Source organism: Cytobacillus purgationiresistens (assembly GCF_030813235.1).
In the GTDB taxonomy this organism is placed as follows: domain Bacteria; phylum Bacillota; class Bacilli; order Bacillales; family Cytobacillaceae; genus Cytobacillus; species Cytobacillus purgationiresistens.
In genome coordinates, this window is record NZ_JAUSUB010000019.1 from 32,411 (window position 1) to 53,668 (window position 21,258).

The 21,258-nt window shown below is 38.2% G+C and carries 19 protein-coding genes; all 19 read right to left on the bottom strand.

Going from position 1 to position 21,258, the window contains the following annotated elements; genetic code table 11:
* Positions 1 to 4 precede the first annotated feature (4 nt).
* Positions 5 to 1,033, bottom strand: a complete 1,029-nt coding sequence (locus tag J2S17_RS18870) for a TRAP transporter substrate-binding protein (RefSeq protein WP_370875071.1) — start codon at positions 1,031 to 1,033, stop codon at positions 5 to 7.
* A gap of 101 nt (positions 1,034 to 1,134) precedes the next feature.
* Positions 1,135 to 2,337, bottom strand: coding sequence for a CaiB/BaiF CoA transferase family protein (locus J2S17_RS18875; protein WP_307477324.1), 1,203 nt, complete (start codon positions 2,335 to 2,337; stop codon positions 1,135 to 1,137).
* The gene (locus J2S17_RS18880) at positions 2,334 to 3,020 is read right to left on the bottom strand and encodes a GntR family transcriptional regulator (RefSeq protein ID WP_307477325.1); all 687 of its coding nucleotides are present in this window, start codon (positions 3,018 to 3,020) and stop codon (positions 2,334 to 2,336) included. Before J2S17_RS18880 ends, J2S17_RS18875 begins: the two co-directional genes overlap by 4 nt.
* A gap of 442 nt (positions 3,021 to 3,462) precedes the next feature.
* Positions 3,463 to 3,948, bottom strand: a complete 486-nt coding sequence (locus J2S17_RS18885; protein ID WP_307477326.1) for a dihydrofolate reductase — start codon at positions 3,946 to 3,948, stop codon at positions 3,463 to 3,465.
* On the bottom strand, positions 3,945 to 4,739 hold the full coding sequence (locus J2S17_RS18890) for a thymidylate synthase (RefSeq protein ID WP_307477327.1): 795 nt from the start codon (positions 4,737 to 4,739) through the stop codon (positions 3,945 to 3,947). The genes J2S17_RS18885 and J2S17_RS18890 overlap by 4 nt, the downstream gene beginning before the upstream one ends.
* Before the next feature lie 70 nt (positions 4,740 to 4,809).
* Positions 4,810 to 5,508 (bottom strand): anthrax toxin lethal factor-related metalloendopeptidase, encoded by a 699-nt coding sequence (locus J2S17_RS18895; RefSeq protein ID WP_307477328.1) that lies wholly within the window; start codon positions 5,506 to 5,508, stop codon positions 4,810 to 4,812.
* A 420-nt stretch (positions 5,509 to 5,928) separates the two neighbouring features.
* The gene (locus J2S17_RS18900) at positions 5,929 to 6,540 is read right to left on the bottom strand and encodes a TerD family protein (RefSeq protein ID WP_307477329.1); all 612 of its coding nucleotides are present in this window, start codon (positions 6,538 to 6,540) and stop codon (positions 5,929 to 5,931) included.
* 44 nt (positions 6,541 to 6,584) lie between these two features.
* Positions 6,585 to 7,688: a toxic anion resistance protein gene (locus J2S17_RS18905; RefSeq protein ID WP_307477330.1), complete on the bottom strand. Its 1,104-nt coding sequence runs from the start codon at positions 7,686 to 7,688 to the stop codon at positions 6,585 to 6,587.
* 13 nt (positions 7,689 to 7,701) lie between these two features.
* Entirely contained in the window at positions 7,702 to 9,333 is a 1,632-nt protein-coding gene (locus J2S17_RS18910; RefSeq protein WP_307477331.1) for a YceG family protein, read from the bottom strand.
* A gap of 506 nt (positions 9,334 to 9,839) precedes the next feature.
* Positions 9,840 to 10,670, bottom strand: coding sequence for an HAD family hydrolase (locus J2S17_RS18915; RefSeq protein WP_307477332.1), 831 nt, complete (start codon positions 10,668 to 10,670; stop codon positions 9,840 to 9,842).
* Positions 10,667 to 11,782, bottom strand: coding sequence for a cysteine protease StiP family protein (locus J2S17_RS18920; RefSeq protein WP_307477333.1), 1,116 nt, complete (start codon positions 11,780 to 11,782; stop codon positions 10,667 to 10,669). The genes J2S17_RS18915 and J2S17_RS18920 overlap by 4 nt, the downstream gene beginning before the upstream one ends.
* Positions 11,782 to 13,158, bottom strand: a complete 1,377-nt coding sequence (locus J2S17_RS18925) for a phosphoribosyltransferase family protein (RefSeq protein WP_307477334.1) — start codon at positions 13,156 to 13,158, stop codon at positions 11,782 to 11,784. Before J2S17_RS18925 ends, J2S17_RS18920 begins: the two co-directional genes overlap by 1 nt.
* Complete coding sequence (locus tag J2S17_RS18930; RefSeq protein ID WP_307477335.1) at positions 13,070 to 14,296, bottom strand: HpcH/HpaI aldolase/citrate lyase family protein; 1,227 nt, start codon at positions 14,294 to 14,296, stop codon at positions 13,070 to 13,072. Before J2S17_RS18930 ends, J2S17_RS18925 begins: the two co-directional genes overlap by 89 nt.
* Positions 14,297 to 14,527: 231 nt before the next feature.
* A complete protein-coding gene (locus J2S17_RS18935; protein WP_307477336.1) occupies positions 14,528 to 15,295 on the bottom strand; it encodes a TerC family protein in 768 nt (255 codons plus the stop codon).
* A gap of 337 nt (positions 15,296 to 15,632) precedes the next feature.
* Positions 15,633 to 16,226: a YpjP family protein gene (locus tag J2S17_RS18940; protein WP_307477337.1), complete on the bottom strand. Its 594-nt coding sequence runs from the start codon at positions 16,224 to 16,226 to the stop codon at positions 15,633 to 15,635.
* A gap of 18 nt (positions 16,227 to 16,244) precedes the next feature.
* Positions 16,245 to 17,426, bottom strand: a complete 1,182-nt coding sequence (locus tag J2S17_RS18945; RefSeq protein ID WP_307477338.1) for an LL-diaminopimelate aminotransferase — start codon at positions 17,424 to 17,426, stop codon at positions 16,245 to 16,247.
* Positions 17,427 to 17,668: 242 nt separating this feature from the next.
* Positions 17,669 to 18,445, bottom strand: coding sequence for a class I SAM-dependent methyltransferase (locus J2S17_RS18950; protein WP_307477339.1), 777 nt, complete (start codon positions 18,443 to 18,445; stop codon positions 17,669 to 17,671).
* A gap of 82 nt (positions 18,446 to 18,527) precedes the next feature.
* On the bottom strand, positions 18,528 to 18,962 hold the full coding sequence (locus tag J2S17_RS18955) for a BrxA/BrxB family bacilliredoxin (RefSeq protein WP_307477340.1): 435 nt from the start codon (positions 18,960 to 18,962) through the stop codon (positions 18,528 to 18,530).
* Positions 18,963 to 19,059: 97 nt separating this feature from the next.
* On the bottom strand, positions 19,060 to 20,793 hold the full coding sequence (gene ilvD / locus J2S17_RS18960) for a dihydroxy-acid dehydratase (RefSeq protein ID WP_307477341.1): 1,734 nt from the start codon (positions 20,791 to 20,793) through the stop codon (positions 19,060 to 19,062).
* Positions 20,794 to 21,258: the final 465 nt, after the last annotated feature.

Here is a 21,258-nt window from a genome sequence, read left to right on the forward strand (position 1 = left end):
CCTCCTAATCTACCATTTTTAATAATTCTTTTCCTATATTACCTGCATTATTTGAAAAAGCGTCCCACGCTGGTTTAGCGGCCTCTTTCCACATTGGAATATCTTCTTCAGGGACGACATAAACCTCCATACCCTTCTCTTCTAGCTGTTTGGCCGTCTTCTCATCCTCTATTTCTGCCTGAGTACGAATCCATGCCTCTGCTTCGGTAGCTGTTTCTGATAAGAGAAGTTGTGATTTCTCCGGTAGCTTATTCCAGAAATCCTTATTTACTGCTAAAATAAACTCTAAATATGCATAGTTATTAATTGTTAAATACTTGGTCACTTCATCATATTTTCTTTGAACCATTGCAGTGGTACCTGAAGTCGCTCCATCTACTGTACTTCTTTGCAAGGCCATGTACACTTCCCCTCCGCCCATGAAAACAGGTGAAGCCCCGTATGCTTTAATCATTTCTGACGGAATATCTCCTATACTTCTAATCTTTAAACCTTCGAAATCTGCAGGGGATTCTAAAGGACGTTTATTATTGGCAAATTGAGCAAAACCGTAATCGGCAAACATTAAGACCTTTGCTCCTTTTTCTTCCATTGAAGCTTTTAATTTATCCCCAAACTCACCATTCAATGCATCCCCTGCCTCTTCATATGTGTTAAATACGTATGGTACATCGAAAATACCCATTACCGGAACGGTGCTTGCCCATAAAGTAGAAGAGTTAACACCCATTTCAACTCCCCCTGTTAGAATGGATTGATTCATATCTTTGTCACTAAGTAATTGCCCTGCCGGATAAACTTGAACATTTATTGCACCACCTGATTTTTCTGTTACATCCTTAGCAAATTGCTCGACCCCTTTAGCTACATGGTGATCCTGTGGGAGGTTATAGGCTAAACGAATCGTTGCTTCTTCGTATCCTTCGCTATTCGTCTGCCCACTCCCTTGTGAAGTACTGTAAGAACTACACCCCGCCACAAAAGTAATTAAGATCAGCATTATCCCAAAAGACTTGATCCAGTTTCTCATCATATTCCTCCTCTAATCTACTCATATTGTGGTATTCAAATTTAAAAATAGCTCATTTCTTTACTTAGAAACCGCTTACAAAATATAAAAGATTCAATGTCTTGTCAAATCACACCATTCTTCTTTAGTTCATGCAATTTCTCATGATTAATATTTAAATATTCTTTAAATATCTCTTCGTTATGCTCACCTAGCTTAGGACCTATCCAATCTATTTCACCTGGTGTTTCCGAAAGCTTTGGTACAATACCAGGGACTAAAACCTTTTTCCCATCTGGTAAGCTAACCTCTTGCAGCATTTCCCTAGACAGATATTGTTCATCTTTCACAATTTCCTTAATACCATAAATTGGACCCACTGGAACCGAAACATCATCCAGCTTACTTTGAGCCTCAGATAATGAATGTTGTTTTGTCCACTGCTCAATCACTTTATCTATAAAATCAACATGGTCCGCTCTTCCTTGATTAGTTGAGAATACTGGATCCATGGCTATATCTTCTCTACCTATAGCCGTCATTAATCTCTGAAAGATTTTATCTCCGTTTCCGCCTATCACTAAAAAATTGCCATCAGCACATTCGTATGTATTTGAAGGTGCAATACCAGGCAGTGTACTTCCCGTTCGTTCTCTCACAGAGCCAGTCATATCGTATTCAGGAAGGATTCCCTCAAGAAGGCTAAAGACTGATTCATAAAGAGCTACATCAACAACCTGACCCTTTCCGTTGCTTGAATTGTCCCGCGCATATATGGCCATTAGAGTACCAATAACCGCATACAGGCCGGCCACTATATCTCCAAGTGCGATGCCAACTCTTACTGGTGGCAAATCTGGGTACCCCGTTAAATATCTCAATCCACCGATCGCCTCGGCCACACTGCCAAAACCTGGCTTCTCTTTATAAGGTCCGGTTTGACCATAACCAGAAACTCTTGTCATGATGATATCTGGATTCACTTTACGAAGCTCTTCTAACCCAAGCCCCCATTTCTCCAATGTCCCAGGCTTAAAGTTTTCTAGCACAACATCGACCTTTTCTGCTATTTGCTTAATAATTTCCTGACCGTTCTTATCACGCATATTGACAGTAATAGATTTTTTATTTCTTGATTGAACATACCACCAAAGTGAAGTATCCTTATGCATGACACGCCAATTCCTTAACGGATCGCCTTTGGTTGGCTCTTCAACTTTGATCACTTCCGCGCCAAACTCTGATAGAATCTTTCCCGCATATGGCGCAGCCACTAAATTACCTAATTCTAAAACCTTGATTCCCTCGAGTGGTTTCTTTTTAGTCATCTTTCTCCCTCCACCCCATGATTACTTAGCCTCATAAAGATAATGAAATCGTTTTCAATATGTTCCTTCATTAGCTTTTTAGCATCGTTCGCATCTTGATCAACAATTGCTTGAAAAATCCTTTGATGTTCATTAAATGCATCTGCAAAATGAAGTGGCTTCTCTTCTAATATTGATTTTCTATAAAAGCTATTGATACCCCTGAACTGATTAATGACTGTAATTAGAAAGGGATTTGCACTTGCTTTAACAACAGACTCATGAAAATTAACATTAATATCATGGATCTTTTTCATTCTCTTTTGTTCTGGGAGCCCTTCCATCTGCAGCAAGTGTGTACGAATCGTTTCAAGCTGCTCATTTGTTCGGCGCTGCGCAGCAAAATAAGCCGCCACAGGCTCCATTTCAACTCTGCACTCATATAAGTATTGAAAATCTTTGATTGAAGGTTTAACAACATTCACACCACCGGATTGATTCACGAGTAATAACCCATCTTTTTCAAGCATTCTTATTGCCTCTCGAATGGGACTTCGGCTTATGTTTAATGCCTCTGACACCTTACCTTCTACCAATCTCTCACCAGGCTTAAGCTCTCCTAGAATGATTTGTTCCTTCAAATAGTCATATACCTGTTCTTTTAATGTAACTCCTTTTTTTATTACACTAACGATGGATCTCACCTCTCACTTTTTGTCGACTGTATACAATATCACTTTTTATTAGAATAATCTAATAATTATAAATAGTCAAATGAATCATTACTTTTATGCGCAATTAAAAAGCTATCCAAAAAGGTTAATATTAACCACTACTGCCTAATTTAAAAATGCATTCTGTTAAATCAACTTTTATTTTCTCATTACTTTTTCAACCAAATTACATCTTTGGGAACCCCTTACGAAATGACACAGTGACAGGCGAACCGGTCACTAAGTGGTTAAACTAGTTACCTAATTGATACAATGACAAGCTGACCAGCTAAACTAATGCCCGGACTGATTCAAATATTCAATTACCATTTCGAGAAAGACCTCTAAAAACAAAAACGGTTGGAGGAAATTGATTAATTTCCTTCAACCGTTTTATTTACGGGACTTATACGACTGCACCTTTATCTTTTTCTTATTTACGCTGATAAATTTTAAACTCATAATCATACGGGTTTTTATCATCTTTTAACCCTTTTTCAGTGGAGAGGTTTTTCCAATCTGACAAATCTAATTCAGGAAAATAGGTATCTCCCGCAAATTGATGATGGATCATTGTCATATATAAATGATCAGAGAAAGGGAGAACAGATTTGAAAATTTCTGCTCCGCCAATTACAAAAACATCTTGATCTAGTTTATTGCTATAGTCGATCAATTCATCCAAGCTATTTAACACCGTTGCTCCCTCTGGAGAAAAATCCTTGTTTCTTGTGATAACAATATTTTCTCTCCCAGGGAGAGGACGGCCGATCGATTCCCAAGTTTTTCGCCCCATGGCAATTGGGTGTCCCATCGTCGTTCGCTTAAAGAACTTTAAATCCTCTGGTAAATGCCAAGGAAGCTCGTTATTAATGCCGATTACCCTGTTCTCATCCATTGCCCACATTAAAGATATCATACACTTACTGCTCCTTTAATATGTGGATGTGGATCATAAGCTTCCAATGAGAAATCCTCAAATTTAAAACTGAAGATATCCTTTACTTCAGGATTAATGATTAGTTTTGGCAAAGGTCTAACCTCTCTTGTTAATTGAAGATTGACTTGTTCGATATGATTTTGATAGATATGAACATCACCAAAGGTGTGAACAAACTCACCAGGCTCTAAGTCACAGGCTTGCGCGATCATATGCGTTAAAACGGCATACGAAGCGATATTGAAAGGCACGCCAAGGAATACATCGGCTGAGCGTTGATATAGCTGGCAGGATAGCTTGCCATCCGATACGTAAAATTGGAACAAGCAATGGCACGGAGCTAATGCCATTTTATCTAAGTCTCCTACGTTCCATGCATTGATGACAAGACGTCTAGAATCAGGATTGGTTTTAATTTGATGAATGAGATCGGTAATTTGGTCTACAGTATTTCCATCTGCTCCAGTCCATGAACGCCACTGATGCCCATAAACGGGGCCTAAATCACCATTTTCATCTGCCCACTCGTTCCAGATACGCACACCATTGTCTTGAAGATACTTCACATTCGTATCTCCATTTAAAAACCATAGAAGCTCATGAATAATTGATCTTAAATGTAGTTTTTTAGTTGTAAGAAGAGGAAACCCTTCTTGTAAATTAAAACGCATTTGATAGCCGAATGTACTGATTGTACCTGTACCTGTTCGATCCTCTTTTTTTGTTCCATTTTGTAAAACATGTTCACAAAGCTGTAAGTATTGTTTCATTTTTTCACACAACCTTTTTTATAGTTACTCGTATTATTCTATCGTATTTTATAATGAGTAGCGAAAATTTTTATAAATTTTTTATGAAAGAAAATGATTTCGGTGCGTGCTGGTATAAGAAGCTCCTGCTCGCAGCATCTAAATAATACAACGCAAACACTTCTGCGAAATATTCTTCTGGGAAAGTAGCAAAGTAAGCATGACCAGGAAACAGCTTTTCACGTTCCTCTTTCCAAATCGATTGGAAGGCTTGATTAAAACGGATCCCATCATATACATATCGATCGATTGAATGAGCAAGCTCATGGAGCTCTAAATTAATTGTGCCATGCCCTTTGCCTTTCTCACTAAATCCAATCTTAACAAGAACGGTTTTTCCGCCACCCATTCCAGGCACTTCATCCCAAGTAAGTCCACTCTTATAACCTCGTGGAATGATGCCAGCAAGATGACTGGCTGTCGGATTTTCAGTTAACCTTCCTGAGAATAGCTTAATCTGAATATTCTCCTTAACGATCTTAGTAAGGAGTGCAGACGGCAAGTGGTCAATTCTGCTAATTATCTTTGCAGCTTCACTTTCATCAAAAGGCTCTACAGGTAACAAAAAAATGTCGCCTATTTGTTTCGGAGATTGCAGCTCTAAAGAGGATTTCAAGGAAGAAGACGCAGGGAAATCCTTAAATCTAATTGCACCGATATCTGCCTGTGAACTTCCCATTAAGGCTAATGAGACAGCAAGGATAAGTACGATATATAGCATTTTTTTCATAAATGATGCACTCCTTCCCGTCAGCCTTACCAAGTGTAAATAAGCTCTATTATGCTAATAATATCTTAAATTATAACATATGAAATCTGCTATTAAACGGGAGGAGGGTTATTAATAATTGGAAAACTGAGGAATCAATAGGAGAAGGCGAACGAAACGATTGGCCTTTTATCTTGGTCAGGCCCGGACTTTTTCTGATGAGAGAATAACCTAATCTACGTGCTCCTTAGAATATGTTGTAATATTTTCAGCACAACATAGAGTTAGAGCGATGGCTTTAAGTAAATATGAACGTCTTATGCTAAACGATATTCTTGGATTATTTCCGTGTAAATAAACACACTTACTTAAGGAAAAATTCTTATCTATAAAAAAAAGCTGGCAGAGAAAGGATATAACCCTTTCTCTGCCAGCTTTGCATTATGCGTATGAGCGGACGATTTCACTTAGGCCAGGTGCAGTTGTTCCAGTACCTACAGCTGCGAATTTCCAGTCATCTCCATTGCGGTAAATTTCACCTACTACTAGGCTGGTTTTTCCGCTGTAGTTTTCTGTTAAGTTAAAGTGGATGATTTCTTGATTATTTGCAGAGTTAACGATGCGAATAAAAGCATTTTCAATCATTCCAAAGTGCTGTTTACGTTTTACGCAATCATAGATATTAACAATGAATACAAGTTTTTGAATAGTAGTTGGAATTTTGTTTAAATCAATGAGAATTTGCTCATCATCGCCGTCTCCATCACCTGTTAAGTTATCTCCAGTATGCTGGATGCTACCGTCATTACTTTTTAAATTTCCAAAGTATACAACATCTTTATTATTTTTCAATTTATCATTTTCACCGAGCATGATAACTGAGGCATCACAGTCGATATTTGGACCGCCACCGCCTCCGAATAATGAGCTTAATATGCCGCCACCGCTTTTAGTTTGAACCGGATCCCAACCTAACCCAACTAAAATCTTTGATAAGCCTGGGTTTCCTTTTGTTAAATCTACTCTTTGACCTTTTTGTAAATTGATAGCCATCCTTAGTCACCTCGTATATTATTTATCTATCTCTATCTATTCCATTAACCTTGATTTTTCATTTTTTTGAAATTATCTTGAAGCTGCTCTAGTTTCTTCGTACCTTCTGCACGTAAGCGACGGTTTTCTTCTTCGATTGATTTTGTCTCTTGCATACCTTTCATGATAATATTCCAAGATTCTTCAATCGTTTCTACCTTGATGCTTGGTCCACCCGCAAGTCGCGCAATATCAGTGCTTTGAGTTGAGATGTTTTGGGCATTTCTTACGAGCATTTCATTTGTCCTTCTGTCTAGCTCACTCATTGAATCTGCAACAAGCTTTTGACGTTTTGCAGCCATCGCTTGAATTAAGCCATTTTTAAAAATAGGGATTGTCGTTACAAACGCTGAATTTATCTTTCCAATTAACTTCGTATTTCCTCGTTGCAGCATACGAATCTGCGGAGCAGTTTGCAATGCAACCATTTTTGCCATTTCGAGATCATATACCCTTTGTTCAAGAAGCTCGACAGCATTTCTTAAAGTATCTAATTGCATCGTTGCCATTTGATCACCAGCAGCCGCGCGAGATTCAAGTTGTGGAAGCTGATTTGCTTTTAACTCATCTGATTTTAATTGTCCAGCTACCGCATACTTCTCTAATGATAAATAATATTGATAGTTTTCTTCATACATTTGATCAAGCGTGGTTGTGGATTCGACCATTTCACTTTGGTACTTGGAGATCTCGACATAGATTTTATCGATTTCCTGGCCCATTGTTTGATACTTTCCAAACAATTTTTCTACGAGCTTTTCTCCTCTTTTAAACAATTTGCCTAAAAATCCGCCTTTATCCTGTTCGAAATCCTTTGCATCGAACTTATCCATAATCTTTCCAAGCTGCTTTAGTAACTCGCCTGAATCCTCTACCTTCGTTGTTCTCATATTGTTTAAGATTTGATCAGAGAATCCAGAGATTTGCTGTGCTGGCTCTTTACCAAATTCTAATATTTGAATTTGATCTCTTTCATCAATTGAGCTGGCTAAAGACTGCACTTCCGTATTTTGTCGGAGCGCCAGTTTAATTTCACTCGCACTTGCTTCTGTCAATTTTTCTTCAGGATTTGTTTTTATTAAATCTAGATTGGGTTGAACTGTATTCATTTATCTATCTCCTTTAGAATTTTTTAAATATCTTGGTAATTGCACTTTTCAAAATCGATGGTTCTTTAAATTCTTGTTCAAATACGACATCCTCTAACCAATGGGTATCGTATAATCTCTCGTCAATGAAGTTCTCTACATCATTATGTCCCGCAGGGTTATAAATGACGATGTCTACACCAAACTGATTCAGTAATAGCAATAATACAGCATCTGTTCTCCCCATCATCCCATCCATTTCATTATTATAAAGGATGAATGTTGGTACATCCTGAGAATAATCAAATTTTTGAAAGAGTTGAATCATCCTTGGAGGAATTTGCATGCTTTGTGCAAATAAATAAATTTTCACATCTTCCTCTGATTCTTGAGAAAGCGGCTTTAATAAAGGCCGGGCACACATATTTCGGATAGCCATGGCGATTCCATTCTGCAACCCATTCGGTAAATGCTTAAATTTCCAATAATGAGAAGCAATGATTTTTTGCGGATCAGGCAATCCACCCTGATCTAGCGAATTGCGATAGTGATAACGAAAGTCATTATTCATGCTATTTGAGAATGGTAGTCTTTTTGCCATCAAACAGTTTTCGTATTCGATGATGGCATGTAAACGATCCCAATATTCCTTGCGGTTCTTACTCACACCTTGAATCTTAGAAAATATGGTAGGAATTTTCACCTGCCCATTTTTCACCTCAAAGTTAGGACGTATCATTGCCTTTTCTTTGAGGAGGAGAAATAGCTCATCATAGGTTGTTTTTAACGTGACTGATGAAGGTGTATAATCCCTGAGCTGCCAAGGTTTATATAGACCTGATCCTTCATGGTTGAGAATCGTCTCTATTTCCTTAGATGCTCTATAGGCTACAGTTGATTTCCTTCTTCTTTTTTCAGTTGGGAATGGCTCTGCTTCCTTCTTATTCGGCAAAGAATGTACGAGTGATCCTTCAAGATTTACAGCTGGATCAGCAAAGACATCTTCCCCTGAAGGAGAAACTGCCAGAATATCACAACCAAGTCTTTGCAGATAGTATAGGAAATAAAAATGGGTTTTCTTTGCATTGCCATACCATATGAATTTCGGTAATTCAATTTCTGGATTGCATGATGTTAATTTGTCACCTACATGGTTTTTAGACCATTTAATGGTATCAGTCAATACTCTCCGCAATTCAGGGCTTTTTAAACCGCTAGTTTCCTTTTCATCAAAGAGCTTTAACATATCCATCATTGCTTCTCTAATTTTCCTATGAATGGCTGGGTTGGATGATTTCAGCAATAGCTGATCTCCATCAAGAAAAGCGACAAACCGATTGATAGATAATTTTTGATCTTGATTGATATTCAACACTTTCTGGATCGCCTGAAACTGCTGATTATCCATTGTTTTATCCAAAGTGTCGTCACTTAACAAAGTCAAGGGCTGCTGTTCGCGATTGACGAAGTCAAATAAAAGGTTGAAGTATTCATCCTCGTCAAAAGGAACACCTAAAAACCTTGCGACAATCTGGCCAGTATGTAAGGTCCTATCTCTCATTTCAAACAGCGGTCTCTCTTTAATTGGCTTATCAAGCTGCTCTGGATAGGTTTCAAAAGTAACCGGTATAATATGATTCTTTATATGGCTGTAAGATGCATTCATTTTTTTAATCCCTTCCCTTTTAAAGCGAAAGATTGTTCCTTAATAATAAGTCTCACCGGTCATTATATACACTTGGAGAATTCATTCGCGCGTGTATATAAATCAGTAAATAAAGAAAATCTTATAGTATTAGTTTAGTTACTACTATCATATCACACGAATTTACTGTTTTCTTAATGCTTATTAGTTTTCTACGTACTTGCATCGAAAAAGGTTTCACCGTTTTTCACCAATGAGCCCATCCCAGCATATATTTTCATTATCAATACAGACGCTGGAATACGAAAAGGATGGTTTACTATGAGGTTATTATATAAGAAATCAAGACTACCGAACATTGATGATGAATTACATGCAATCGAGTCGGTAGTAAGCTCAAACTTTTTTGTGTTGTTTGATTTATTTTTCTGGTCATCATTCCTTACAATATTCCTCTACCCTATACATCAGTCACTGTTCCTAGCTGGAATCGTTTTTGTCTGTTTTTACGCGTTTGGTGCATGCCTCTATTGTCTCTTAAGCAAGCTGCTGGCTGATTCATAAATTTCCCGGTATGAATGCAACTTCTCTTCAATCGATTGAAGCAATTCCTCTGTCGCCTGCATACCCTTTTCCGCTGTAAATTCATAGATTCTCCCAGACTGGATAAGGCTAGCAAGCTCTCCATGAATTGGAACAAATGAATGATCACATTCTTGCAAAAAATCATCATCTAATAATGAATCTCCAGCCCCATAGGAGATGCTGATATTTTCTCTTTCTTTTATAAAATTTACAGCTTTCCCTTTACTGATTGGGTTTGGCATAAAGTATATTTTTCGTCCCTGCAAGGATATTCGCCAACCTTCGGAAAAGGCAAATTGCGAAAGCTCATGAACAGTGTTTGCTGGAAGGGGGTCAGCCAAAATATAATAGAAAAATAAACCATCAGCTACCTTTCTGATGCCATCAATTGAAAATTGGTGGATATCCTTCATTAATGCTTCTATATCTAAGCATTCATCGCTTAACCTTCTTAACACAAGCTGATGCCACTCATTAAGAATTTTCCCTTTATAGCAGATGTTTGCACCATTAGACGTGATTGCATAGGTAATGGGCAGCTGAAGATCAATTCTGTTATATTGCTCTGGCGTCCTGGTTGTTACAGGGACAAAAAGCACTTCCTTAGCAATATTATGCAGTGTTTCCAGTGAAGATTTCGTTATATATGCCATTTCCTCACCATTTTGGAACTCAACTGGTAAAATGTCTAGACGACCTTCCTCTTGGAACTCTGCTAAAGCCCGCTTTGAATAAATAAGCGTTCTGTCTAAATCACTGGCAAACAGCATCATGCATCTTGACCCACCTTCTTAATTAAACCGCAGCAAGTGTAAGACATGTTTGGATAATACTCAATCTCAACACCGCGTTCTTTGGCAAGCGCCAATATGTGACGCACATAAGGGCTATCCTTTTCCTTCATTAGGATTTTCCATGGAACCCTCCTAAGTAAAACTCTCGTTGTTTCACCTACTCCAGGCTTAACAAAATGGGAGGATTCAATCATAAATTCCTTTTGAATCCTTTTTGCCTCATCCATCCCTTTAAAAGAAACTTCCTGCACGTGATCCATTAGTTTGACAGCGGTTCTTTCTGCATCTGCTTCGATTTGTGGAAACAAGGCAGAAACGATATCAAGGTATTCGTTTGACACATCCGCATCCATTAATTCTTTATAAAACTTTGCTCCATGAAAATCCAGTACTCCTATAAGCTGATCATTTAATACCGTCCGACTGACAAGACCGGACACAGTTGAATTTAGGCAAGCACTCGGAATAAGAAAATCCTCTCTCGTACCAAACATCGTTGTACAATGACCTGGATCAGCCAGAACTGCAAGTGTGTCATCAAGTTTAATGCCATATCTTTCTTCAAATAGGCTGCATGCTTTGGTTAACTCAATAGAAATCGCTCCCTTACCTGTCCAACCATCAATAAATTGAATCTCTTTACCTGGGTGGTTTTGCAGAATATAATGGAGAGCATTTTCATCAATTCCTCTATCTCTAATAATAGAAATACTATAGTGGGGAAGATCAATTTGGTATTTCTGTTTTAGATACCTTTTGATCATAATACCAATTGGTGTACCGGCACGGGCCAATGAAACGAGAACGGTCTGACTGCCTTTTTTACTTAATATCTGCTCTGCAACAATTCCAGTGCATAACGCAACCTTCAGCTTATATTCTTGAAGTGTTTCATGAAATAATTGCAAGTAAGGGGCTGGAGGCTGGTATTCTATGGGAAGCGTTTCACTATAATGCTGGCCTGATTGTATCGCCTTTTCCCGTTGCTCTGTCTTACCTTCAAGCTGGAAGGTACTCAAATCCTTAAGTAGAAAAATAACATCATCTTGAGCATAAGATCCAAAATGGCTTTTTTTCTCCATTTGATGCATTAAGGTTTTCCCCCTTTAAAATAGACTATTTTAACATTGGGTGTTTCTGTTTTTTCTAACTCTGCTAAAAATGGTGCAAGCTTTTCTTTTGTAATTGCTCTTTCAAAGAAAACAAATATTTCATCATATTCTTTAGGAGGGATATTATATACAAATTGAGCGATTTGCTGATCATCAGGATTAGGAAAGGATAGGCCGAATTTCGCCCCATAATCCTTCTGATTCAACGTGTAGATCGGGCTTCTCGTTGTACTATGATAGCTTACACCGTCCCCCATCATACTTGCGATTTTCATGGGGATATACATAAATTCACCCGTGCCCAAACAGAGGGTATTTAAACCTGTCCTAGATTGGTTCAACTCTTCAGCAATTGTTTCTAGCCTTAGATGAATAGAGGCGTTTTCTGTGGCATGCAGTCCAAATCTGCCCGTCTCTCTCATATAAGGAATTGATTTCTCGACACCATCTAGTGTGACTGAAACTTGTTCCACACCCTCTAATTCTTGTGGAAATATTTCTTCTAGGTAGATTTCTTCTATGAATGGAGTCACTTGCGATTGATTATAGTCAGTTATTTGTTGATTTCCTGGCTCAGGGGCACCGTCAACCTCTATGGTACCGCTCAGCAAGCTTACAGCTTTTATCCTAATTCCTAGCTCTTGCTCGAGCAGTGCAAATTGTTTCTTATGATCATCCGAACGCCAATCTAATATGGAAACAACCGAATAAGTGGTTCTTGGATATTTTTCTTGAATCGACCGGATGATATTTATTGCCGTTTTACCAGTCGTCATTTCATCGTCGACTAAAATAATCTCCCTGCTATTATCCAGCAAAACCTCTGGAATGTAGGAGCGGTGGGAGGTTGCATGTGAATGCTCCTCTTCAAAGTTGATGACTGATGTCTGACTTTTTAAAATCTCCCTTGTTGTGTGAAAGAAATCTGCCTGAGTAAACGATTGGTAAAAAGCATGTCCTAACGCTGTTGCAGTTTCAGCAAATCCAATAATGACAGGATTAATACCTTCACCGATGAATGGAGAATCATCTATCACTTTATGCTCTCCTGATAAATAGCTAAGCCATTCTTCTTTTTTACCAATCTCTTTGTCATACACAGCTTCCATATATCGATTCGCAAGTAAGAGGCCTGTGGCCAGCCCTGTTGCAGGGTTAATCGGGATGTGCTTGCCTAATAGTTTACTAACGAATAAGAAGGATCTTTTTTTATTCATTCTTGCAGCCATCTCAAATAGTTCTTCTAATTTCAGCCCATATGGATTGTCAGTTATTTGTATATGAACCTTCAACTGACTGAGAATGTCCAGTGTGGATTTCTGATTGCAGCAAGTCAATGTACGTGAATTCTTCATGAAGCACCCCATAGATTCTTGATTTTAAAAGGATTCTTTGTGCCCAATAATAATGCGGCTTAATCTCATTCATTTTATTTGAAAAGGCACTCTTTAATACACCCTTTTCCCCAGCAGCTTGATCTATAATGCTTTTGGCATCAAGATACTCTTCATAGTTGATTGTATTCAATGCCTGGACAGGCTTAATATGGGTTGGATGAATAATTGTTTTCCCTGTTATTCCATTCGTGATATCCATCAAAATTTCCTTGATAAAGCCATCCATCTGACTATTAATTAATTCTGATCTAAAATTTACTCCTTCTTCACCATACCGTTCTCTGAAAGGCGTTCTCCGAAGCTGTGGTTTAAGCATTCTCTCTTTCGATGCAAAATGCTCCCACACTGGTCCTGAAACAACATACGCCTTATCGGACCTTAAAAAGATATTCAAAATATCGGCTATACAGTCATTAATAACTGCAATATCATATACGGTTGTATCCGTGTTTCTTCTAATTCCATATAGTCCGCAAAAATCAGTGGCTCCCATTCTTACATTAAGAACTAAATCATAATAATCATCGAGAATAGACTTAATTAATATCAGTTCATTCATTCTTGTCTCTTTAAAAATAATATTCTTTGTTTCTAAAATGGGCATTACGTATAGGGAATGGCCTTGTTTGTTTAATTGCGAGACTTGTTCTAAGATCCTTTTTCCGAAATCAGGTGAAAACTTCGGAATAACTATGCCAGTCAATAATCCCCATTCCTCTTGAAGACAATCTCTCAGCCGTAACAGTTGCTCATTGTTTCTTATTCTAATAAATATCAGCGGCAAATCATCCAAAGAAACATAGCCTTTTGAAATATCACAATAAAGCTTTTGAAGTTCATTTTGGAGAAGCTGCTCTGCTCTTTCTACCTCATTGTCCCCGATAGAGTCTTCAAGGCAAATGACGATTGATGTTAATCCTGCATGTTTTTTTGTTACTAAATCCTGATGAATATTCGGTCTTGTTGCAGGCATGTATAAGGTAGCGCCTAGGGCATAAGATAATACTTCTTTGCTTGTATGTTTGTTGAACGATTCTGGCTCCTTATAGAAGAGCTTTCTCTTTTCTTCATTTGAAAGATCAACAAATAACCTCATATACCTTCTCCTTTCTCAAATAAATCAGTTTTAACGTGATCTATTTGCTATATGAAATGTCCTATATTATTGGAAAATCACTGGATATACTGATCTCTTATCCAACTGCAGACCCATTAATATGAACGTAATTTTACTATTTTATTTAAAATGAATAAAAGAAAAGGGAGATGACACAATCGTCAGTCCCTTTTTCCACACTTGATGTCTACTCTATTATTCTCTTTTCATTCAACCTGTAGCTTCTTTTTTCTTATTCCTTGCATGCACAATAAACGTGATTGCAAATACAATGATAAGAACGAAGAAGAAATAGATGTGATCAATATGAATACCTGCTGCGCTTAGTAACATCTTTAACGCGATCAATAGAATCAGGATATATGAGCTTGTTTCCAATTCTGGAACACGATCGATCAGCCTTAGGAACACCCCTGCCACTCCACGCATCATGATAATACCTAACATACCACCGACTAGAAGAACCCAGATTTCTTGACTGACACCAAGTGCCGCTAAAATGCTGTCGATAGAAAATGCAATATCCATTAATTCAACAGCGATAACCGTTCCCCAAAATGTACCAAATAAACGAATCAGCAGACCTCGTTGATTAATACCTTTTAGTTCTTCTTCGTCACCGGCTTCTTCAGCTCTTTTCTTATCTATGAAATACTTGATGGCCAGCCATGCTAGATAGCCTGCTCCAAGCACTTTTATCCACCAAAATTCTATTAAATAAACACCGACTCCTATGGCTAAGAAACGGAAGAAATATGCACCTAACAATCCATAAAACAAAGCTTTCTTTCGCTGCTGGGGCGGAAGATGTTTAACCATTACTGCCAATACTAGTGCATTGTCAGCTGATAATAGCCCTTCTAAAATAACCAGAGTACCAATTAGTGCCCAGCTTTCTGGTCTAGATAGAGCCTCTACCCACATTTCCCAATTAAAAAATTGGGCGTAGGTATGCAAAATTCCATCGATAATCGCCATTCGTGTAAGATCCTCCTGAAATAAATGAATTTTATTTTGTTAGAGATAATTATATCAAACCTCTATATCAATATATCAAGTTTCTCTTTTATTTCATATCTAATATTTTCATAATCAGATAAAATCTCCAATTAAGATAAAACACCCATTAACACATTCTAACATGCATTAATGGATAAGGTAGAATACGAAAAATATGGATGTTTTGGCTTAATATGTACTGCATGCCATAAATATCACTAGGATCAGCCTTGTTATATTGCTAGAGTTTCTCTTAATAAGTTATACGGTGGACATTTAAATAAGTTTCATGATTATTGATATTTATTTTTGCTATTTAGCTCATCCATTTTGGAGGTGTGTTTTTATCCCAATATATAGCACCTAGATCATGATGCGTTTGAAATTGATCATGATAAGTATGATAGTGGAAATTAAACCAATAGCCTTGTTGCGGCGGATGATCTCTTCTAACGTGAAAGCGTATCACATCTTCATTTTTCCCTTCATCCGCAATATGAAATATTTTTTCTGACATTCCGCCTGTAGCGGTTTCAGAAATCTTCAAGTTAACCAGACTTTCTTCTGGAAATTGATAGGCCACTTCCCCAATGGCTTTTTCAATATTAGGAAGAATGATTTCATTGAATTCATTTTCAATCATTGGTTTAATTTTCACACCAAATTTATCAAATGATTGCTGTTCTGCCGTTTTTACCATTTGACTAATAAATGCCTCCTTAGTAATGAATGGCTGATCTTCTTCCGTTTCAAATTCCGAATGATGATGGTCGCCATCTGAAAAAATAGCCTTTTTTGGCGACTTATCTGAATTCGTATTCTCAAATAATAAATCCTGTGATGGGGTAACCATTCCAAATGTCAAGATGGTTACCATGACAACCAACGATTTGCGCAGCCATTTAGGCATCTAAGTCACCTCCAAAACCTATTTTGTATGAACCCCCGTTAAAATTCCGCTTTTTTGAATGCGTTGAACGACTTCTAATAATGTCTCTTCTGATTGAACTATTCCCATTCTCACAAAGCCTTCTCCCCATTTTCCGAAGGCATTGCCTGGAGTTACAACCACATTTGCCCGTTCTATTAGTTCCAATGCAAATGCCTTTGATTCAAAACCTTCAGGCAGCTTTGCCCAAATGAACATGGAGCCCTTAGGCATAGCCACATTCCAGCCAAGCTCCCTCAATCCATTCACAAACAAATCTCTTCTTGTTTTATAAACGCGTCTCAGATTATCCAAAAAATCAGATTCATCCGTTAATGCTTGTGCTGCAGCAGCTTGGATAGGATAGAATACGCCATAATCCAAATTGGATTTTAGATTGCTTAAAAGGGCTATAACTTCTTTGTTTCCTGCAGCATATGCCACTCTGCAGCCTGCCATATTAAAACTTTTAGACAAAGAATTCATTTCAATTCCAACATCCATCGCCCCATCTACAGATAGGAAACTGATTGGTCTTTCCTCAAAATAGAGCTCCGAATAGGCAAAATCATGCAAAATAACAATATTATGTTCTTTTGCAAATGCAATCGCTTCTTTAAAAAATGCTTCAGTAGCAAGTGCTGGCACTGGATTACCTGGGTAATTAAGGATCATCAATTTTGCTTTTTTACACACCTCAATCGGAACTTCCGTAAATTCCGGTAAAAAGTCATTTTCTTCTTTTAATGGCATCGGATAAAGCTGACCGCCAGCTAAGTTTACACCTGCTTCATAAGCGGTATAACCGGGATCCGGAACAAGCACAATATCCCCTGGGTCACATAGAACCATCGGCAAATGGACTAAACCATCTTGAGATCCCATAAGAAGTGTTACCTCTTTTTTTAAATCAAGATCCACCTGATATTTGCGATGATAATATTTAGTGACCGCTTCATGAAACGCATCAGTACCCTTTAATGTATAGCCGTATAAATGAGGGTTACTTGTCATTTCACTCATCGCCGCTGTTATGTATGAAGGCGGTGGGAGATCAGGGCTTCCAACACTTAAATCAATCATTGAGATACCTTTAGAAATTTTCGAATGTTTGATCTCTGCTAGTTCTGAAAAAATGCTTTCTTGAAATGACTGCATTCTTGTTGCCATTTTTATATTCATAATTATTCCTCACTATTATTCTCTTATACCTGTATTCTACCATAATCTGATATAATAAATATAATCATTAAGCATGATTAATATAAGAATTTTTTGGGGATACATACAATAAAGGAGGGTGATTTGTTTGGACACAAGCTGGATAGCTGTCGGGGGCAGTTTTTTATTACTTATATATTTCGTTTACCTTTCATTTGCAGATTAATGACAGGAATGGAGCAATTGATGCTTCATTCCTTTTTTTATTTCTTTTTGAGTATCCCATAATGAAATTTCGCCGTTTTTCTTTTATAAACCTCGAATGAAAATTGGTCAAAACGACTGCTGCGAAAGTGATCCTTCAACACTACTCTATCCCTTGTTACCCTTAAAGCCTCTTGTACAAGCGCCTCTGTCAGCCCCTCATACACAGCAAATCCCCTTAACGCACCGATTCCCTCTGATTCAGGAATATCTGTTTCAAACATTGGGTCAAAATAGATGCAATCATAACTATTATCAGGCTGTTCTTGCAAATATGGCAGCGAATGCGTGTTAATCACTTCCACTCTATTCATCGCTTCATTCATTTCTCTATCGCCTGTATCCCATTTATGCAAACCATCCGTTACTATATACGCGACAGCAGGGTTGCCCTCAAGACCCGTCACTTTACCGGTATGACCTACTGCAAAACTTGCAATAATACTGTCTGATGCCAGCCCAAGTGTACAATCAAGCAGTGTTTTTCCCAATCCTAAATTAGTTGCTTCAATCAATGGATCGTGCTCATCGCGTTTTAATCTCTTCATTCGGAACATTGCGGAGCTTGGGTGGAAAAAGAAAGGCTGGGTCTTACCCTTGGCGTATATTTCAAGCCTGTTTTTGCCAACCACAAAACAATCTGTTTCTTCTCGTTCCTGCAGCTCGGTAACAGAAGATTTATTCCGGGCAACATATTTAACATTTAGTTTTCCTGCGATTTGTTTCGCCTCGGCTATCTTCGATTCATTCGTTCTTCCAGAGGTAGTAATAAACATCTATGCACCTACTTTAAAAATAAATCTATTTAAACTATATTACCATAGAAAAAGGAGTATCAGCAGATACCCCCTTTCTAAATTATAGATGATTATTGAACGCTACAAGTAAGTTATCCATGATTTCTTCCATTGAGTGATCCTCAATATCATGACGCGGAATAAAATGCACAACTTCTTTCCCTTTCATCAGAGCCATAGATGGTGAGGAAGGTTCAATTCCCTCAAAATATTCTCTCATTTTCGCTGTAGCTTCTTTATCTTGACCAGCAAATACAGTCACTAGCTGATCGGGTTTCTTCTCAGCATTTAATACTGCTTGAGTAACTGCCGGTCTTGCTAGTCCTGCTGCACAACCACAAACAGAATTCACAACTATTAATGAAGTTCCATCTGTTTTCTCCATGAACAGTTCAACATCTTCACTTGTAGTTAGCTCTTGGAATCCAGATTGAACAAGCTCTGCACGCATCGGTTTTACCACTTGTTTCATATATTCTTCATATGCCATTGACATCTTCATCATACCTCCCTTTCATGTTTTTGCACTGTAAGCATACTACAATTTCAGCTTGCTTTGCAATTACATAGATCAACAGGCCAGGCAGTTAGTATTATACCTCTGATAACGATCCCTGATTATTTTTCAATGAGAGGCTTTCCTCTTCTTCAAAGAAATCTGTTACTGCACCTTTTGATGCACAAGAAACCACTCGTGCATACTTCGCAAGTGAACCCCTTTTCGGCAATGCTGGCGGTGCCCAATTTTCTCTTCTTTTCTCAAACTCTGCATCAGAAAGCTCAACAGAAATTTCCTTCGTTTCACTATCGATTGTAATAATATCTCCACTTTGAACCAAACCTATTGGACCGCCAACCTGTGCTTCCGGAGCGATATGTCCAATCACAAAGCCATGAGAGCCGCCTGAGAATCGACCATCCGTTAATAAAGCAACTGTTTCCCCAAGCCCTTTTCCGACAAGGATGCCTGAAATGGAAAGCATCTCCGGCATTCCCGGTCCACCTTTTGGTCCTTCATAGCGAATAATAAGTACATCACCGTCTTTTATTTCACCGCTCATTACCGCTTCTGTTGCAGATTCTTCATCATCAAAAACCTTCGCTGGTCCAGTCATTCGATTGACCTTTAAGCCTGAAACCTTTGCTACCGCTCCAGCTGGTGCAAGATTTCCTTTTAATACAACAAGCGGGCCGTTGTCTCTTAATGGTTCTGAAACAGGACGAATGATTTTTTGTCCTTCTTGCAAATCATTTGTTTCTGCCAAGTTTTCTGCAAGTGTTTTACCAGTTACAGTTAGGCAATCCCCATGGAGCAAGCCTTCTGCAAGAAGCATCTTCATTACAGATTGTACTCCACCGATATTATGAAGATCCTGCATAACGTATTTTCCGCTTGGTTTCAAATCGGCAAGATGAGGCACCTTTTCCTGCATACGATTGAAGTCTTCAAGTGATAAGTCAACTTCAGCAGCATGTGCGATTGCCATTAAATGCAGGATGGCGTTTGTAGACCCACCTAGTGCCATAACAACTGTAATGGCATTTTCAAATGCTTTCTTTGTCAAAATATCCCGTGGAAGTATTTCTTGCTCCATCAGGCGATAAACAGCTTGTCCCGCTTCAAAGCAGTCATTCCGTTTTTCATCTGTTTCAGCAGGGTTAGAAGAACTGCCCGGAAGACTCATACCGAGCGCTTCGATAGCACTTGCCATTGTGTTCGCTGTATACATACCACCGCATGAGCCTGATCCTGGACATGCATGGCATTCAATTTTTGTTAACTCATCCTTATCGATGCTGCCTCCGTTAAATTGACCTACCCCTTCAAATACAGAAACGATATCAATATCTTCACCATGAAGTTTTCCTGGCTTAATTGTTCCACCATATACAAAGAGAGATGGCAAGTTCATTCTGGCAATGGCAATCATACAGCCAGGCATGTTTTTATCACATCCGCCAATTGCTACGTACCCATCAAGACATTCACCGCCAACAACCGTTTCAATGGAATCAGCTATTAAGTCACGTGATGGCAATGAATAGCGCATACCTTCTGTACCCATTGAAATGCCATCTGAAACGGTAATCGTGTTAAATATCATTGGTGCTCCGCCTGCTTCACGTGCACCTTCTTTTGCTTTAACTGCAAGGTCATTAATATGTATGTTGCAAGGAGTTACTTCACTCCAAGTACTGGCGATCCCGATCATCGGTTTCTTAAAATCTTCATCAGCAAAACCAACCGCGCGTAGCATAGCCCGGTTAGGTGCTCTTTTTTCATCATCGCTAATTACATAGCTGCGTGTTCTCAAATCTTTTGACATGATTGTTTCCTCCCCCGGATTATTTTCTTTCAAATATATTACTTTATTGATTGATTTGCAATAATTTTCGATAAATTTGTATTATTTTTCGCTTTAAAACGGTAAAACGGTTTATTACGAAAGGAAAATGCATGAAAATCAGTTAATATCCATCTTCAATTTAATGAAGTTTTTATTATTTCACATTTTAACTTCTTGTTTGTTTGTAGTTACTAGTGGTTCTCCGCTATTGACGCTTTGATCTCGGATTCGGGATTGGAATACCTGCGATTCTCCGCTATTGACGCTTTAATCTCAGCTTTGGGATTAGAATAACTGCGATTCTCCGCTATTGACGCTTTGATCTCGGCTTTAAGATTAGAATAACTACGATTCTCCGCTACTGACGCTTTGATCTCGGATTTGGGATTAGAATACCTGCGATTCTCCGCTATTGACGCTTTGATCTCGGATTTGGGATTATAA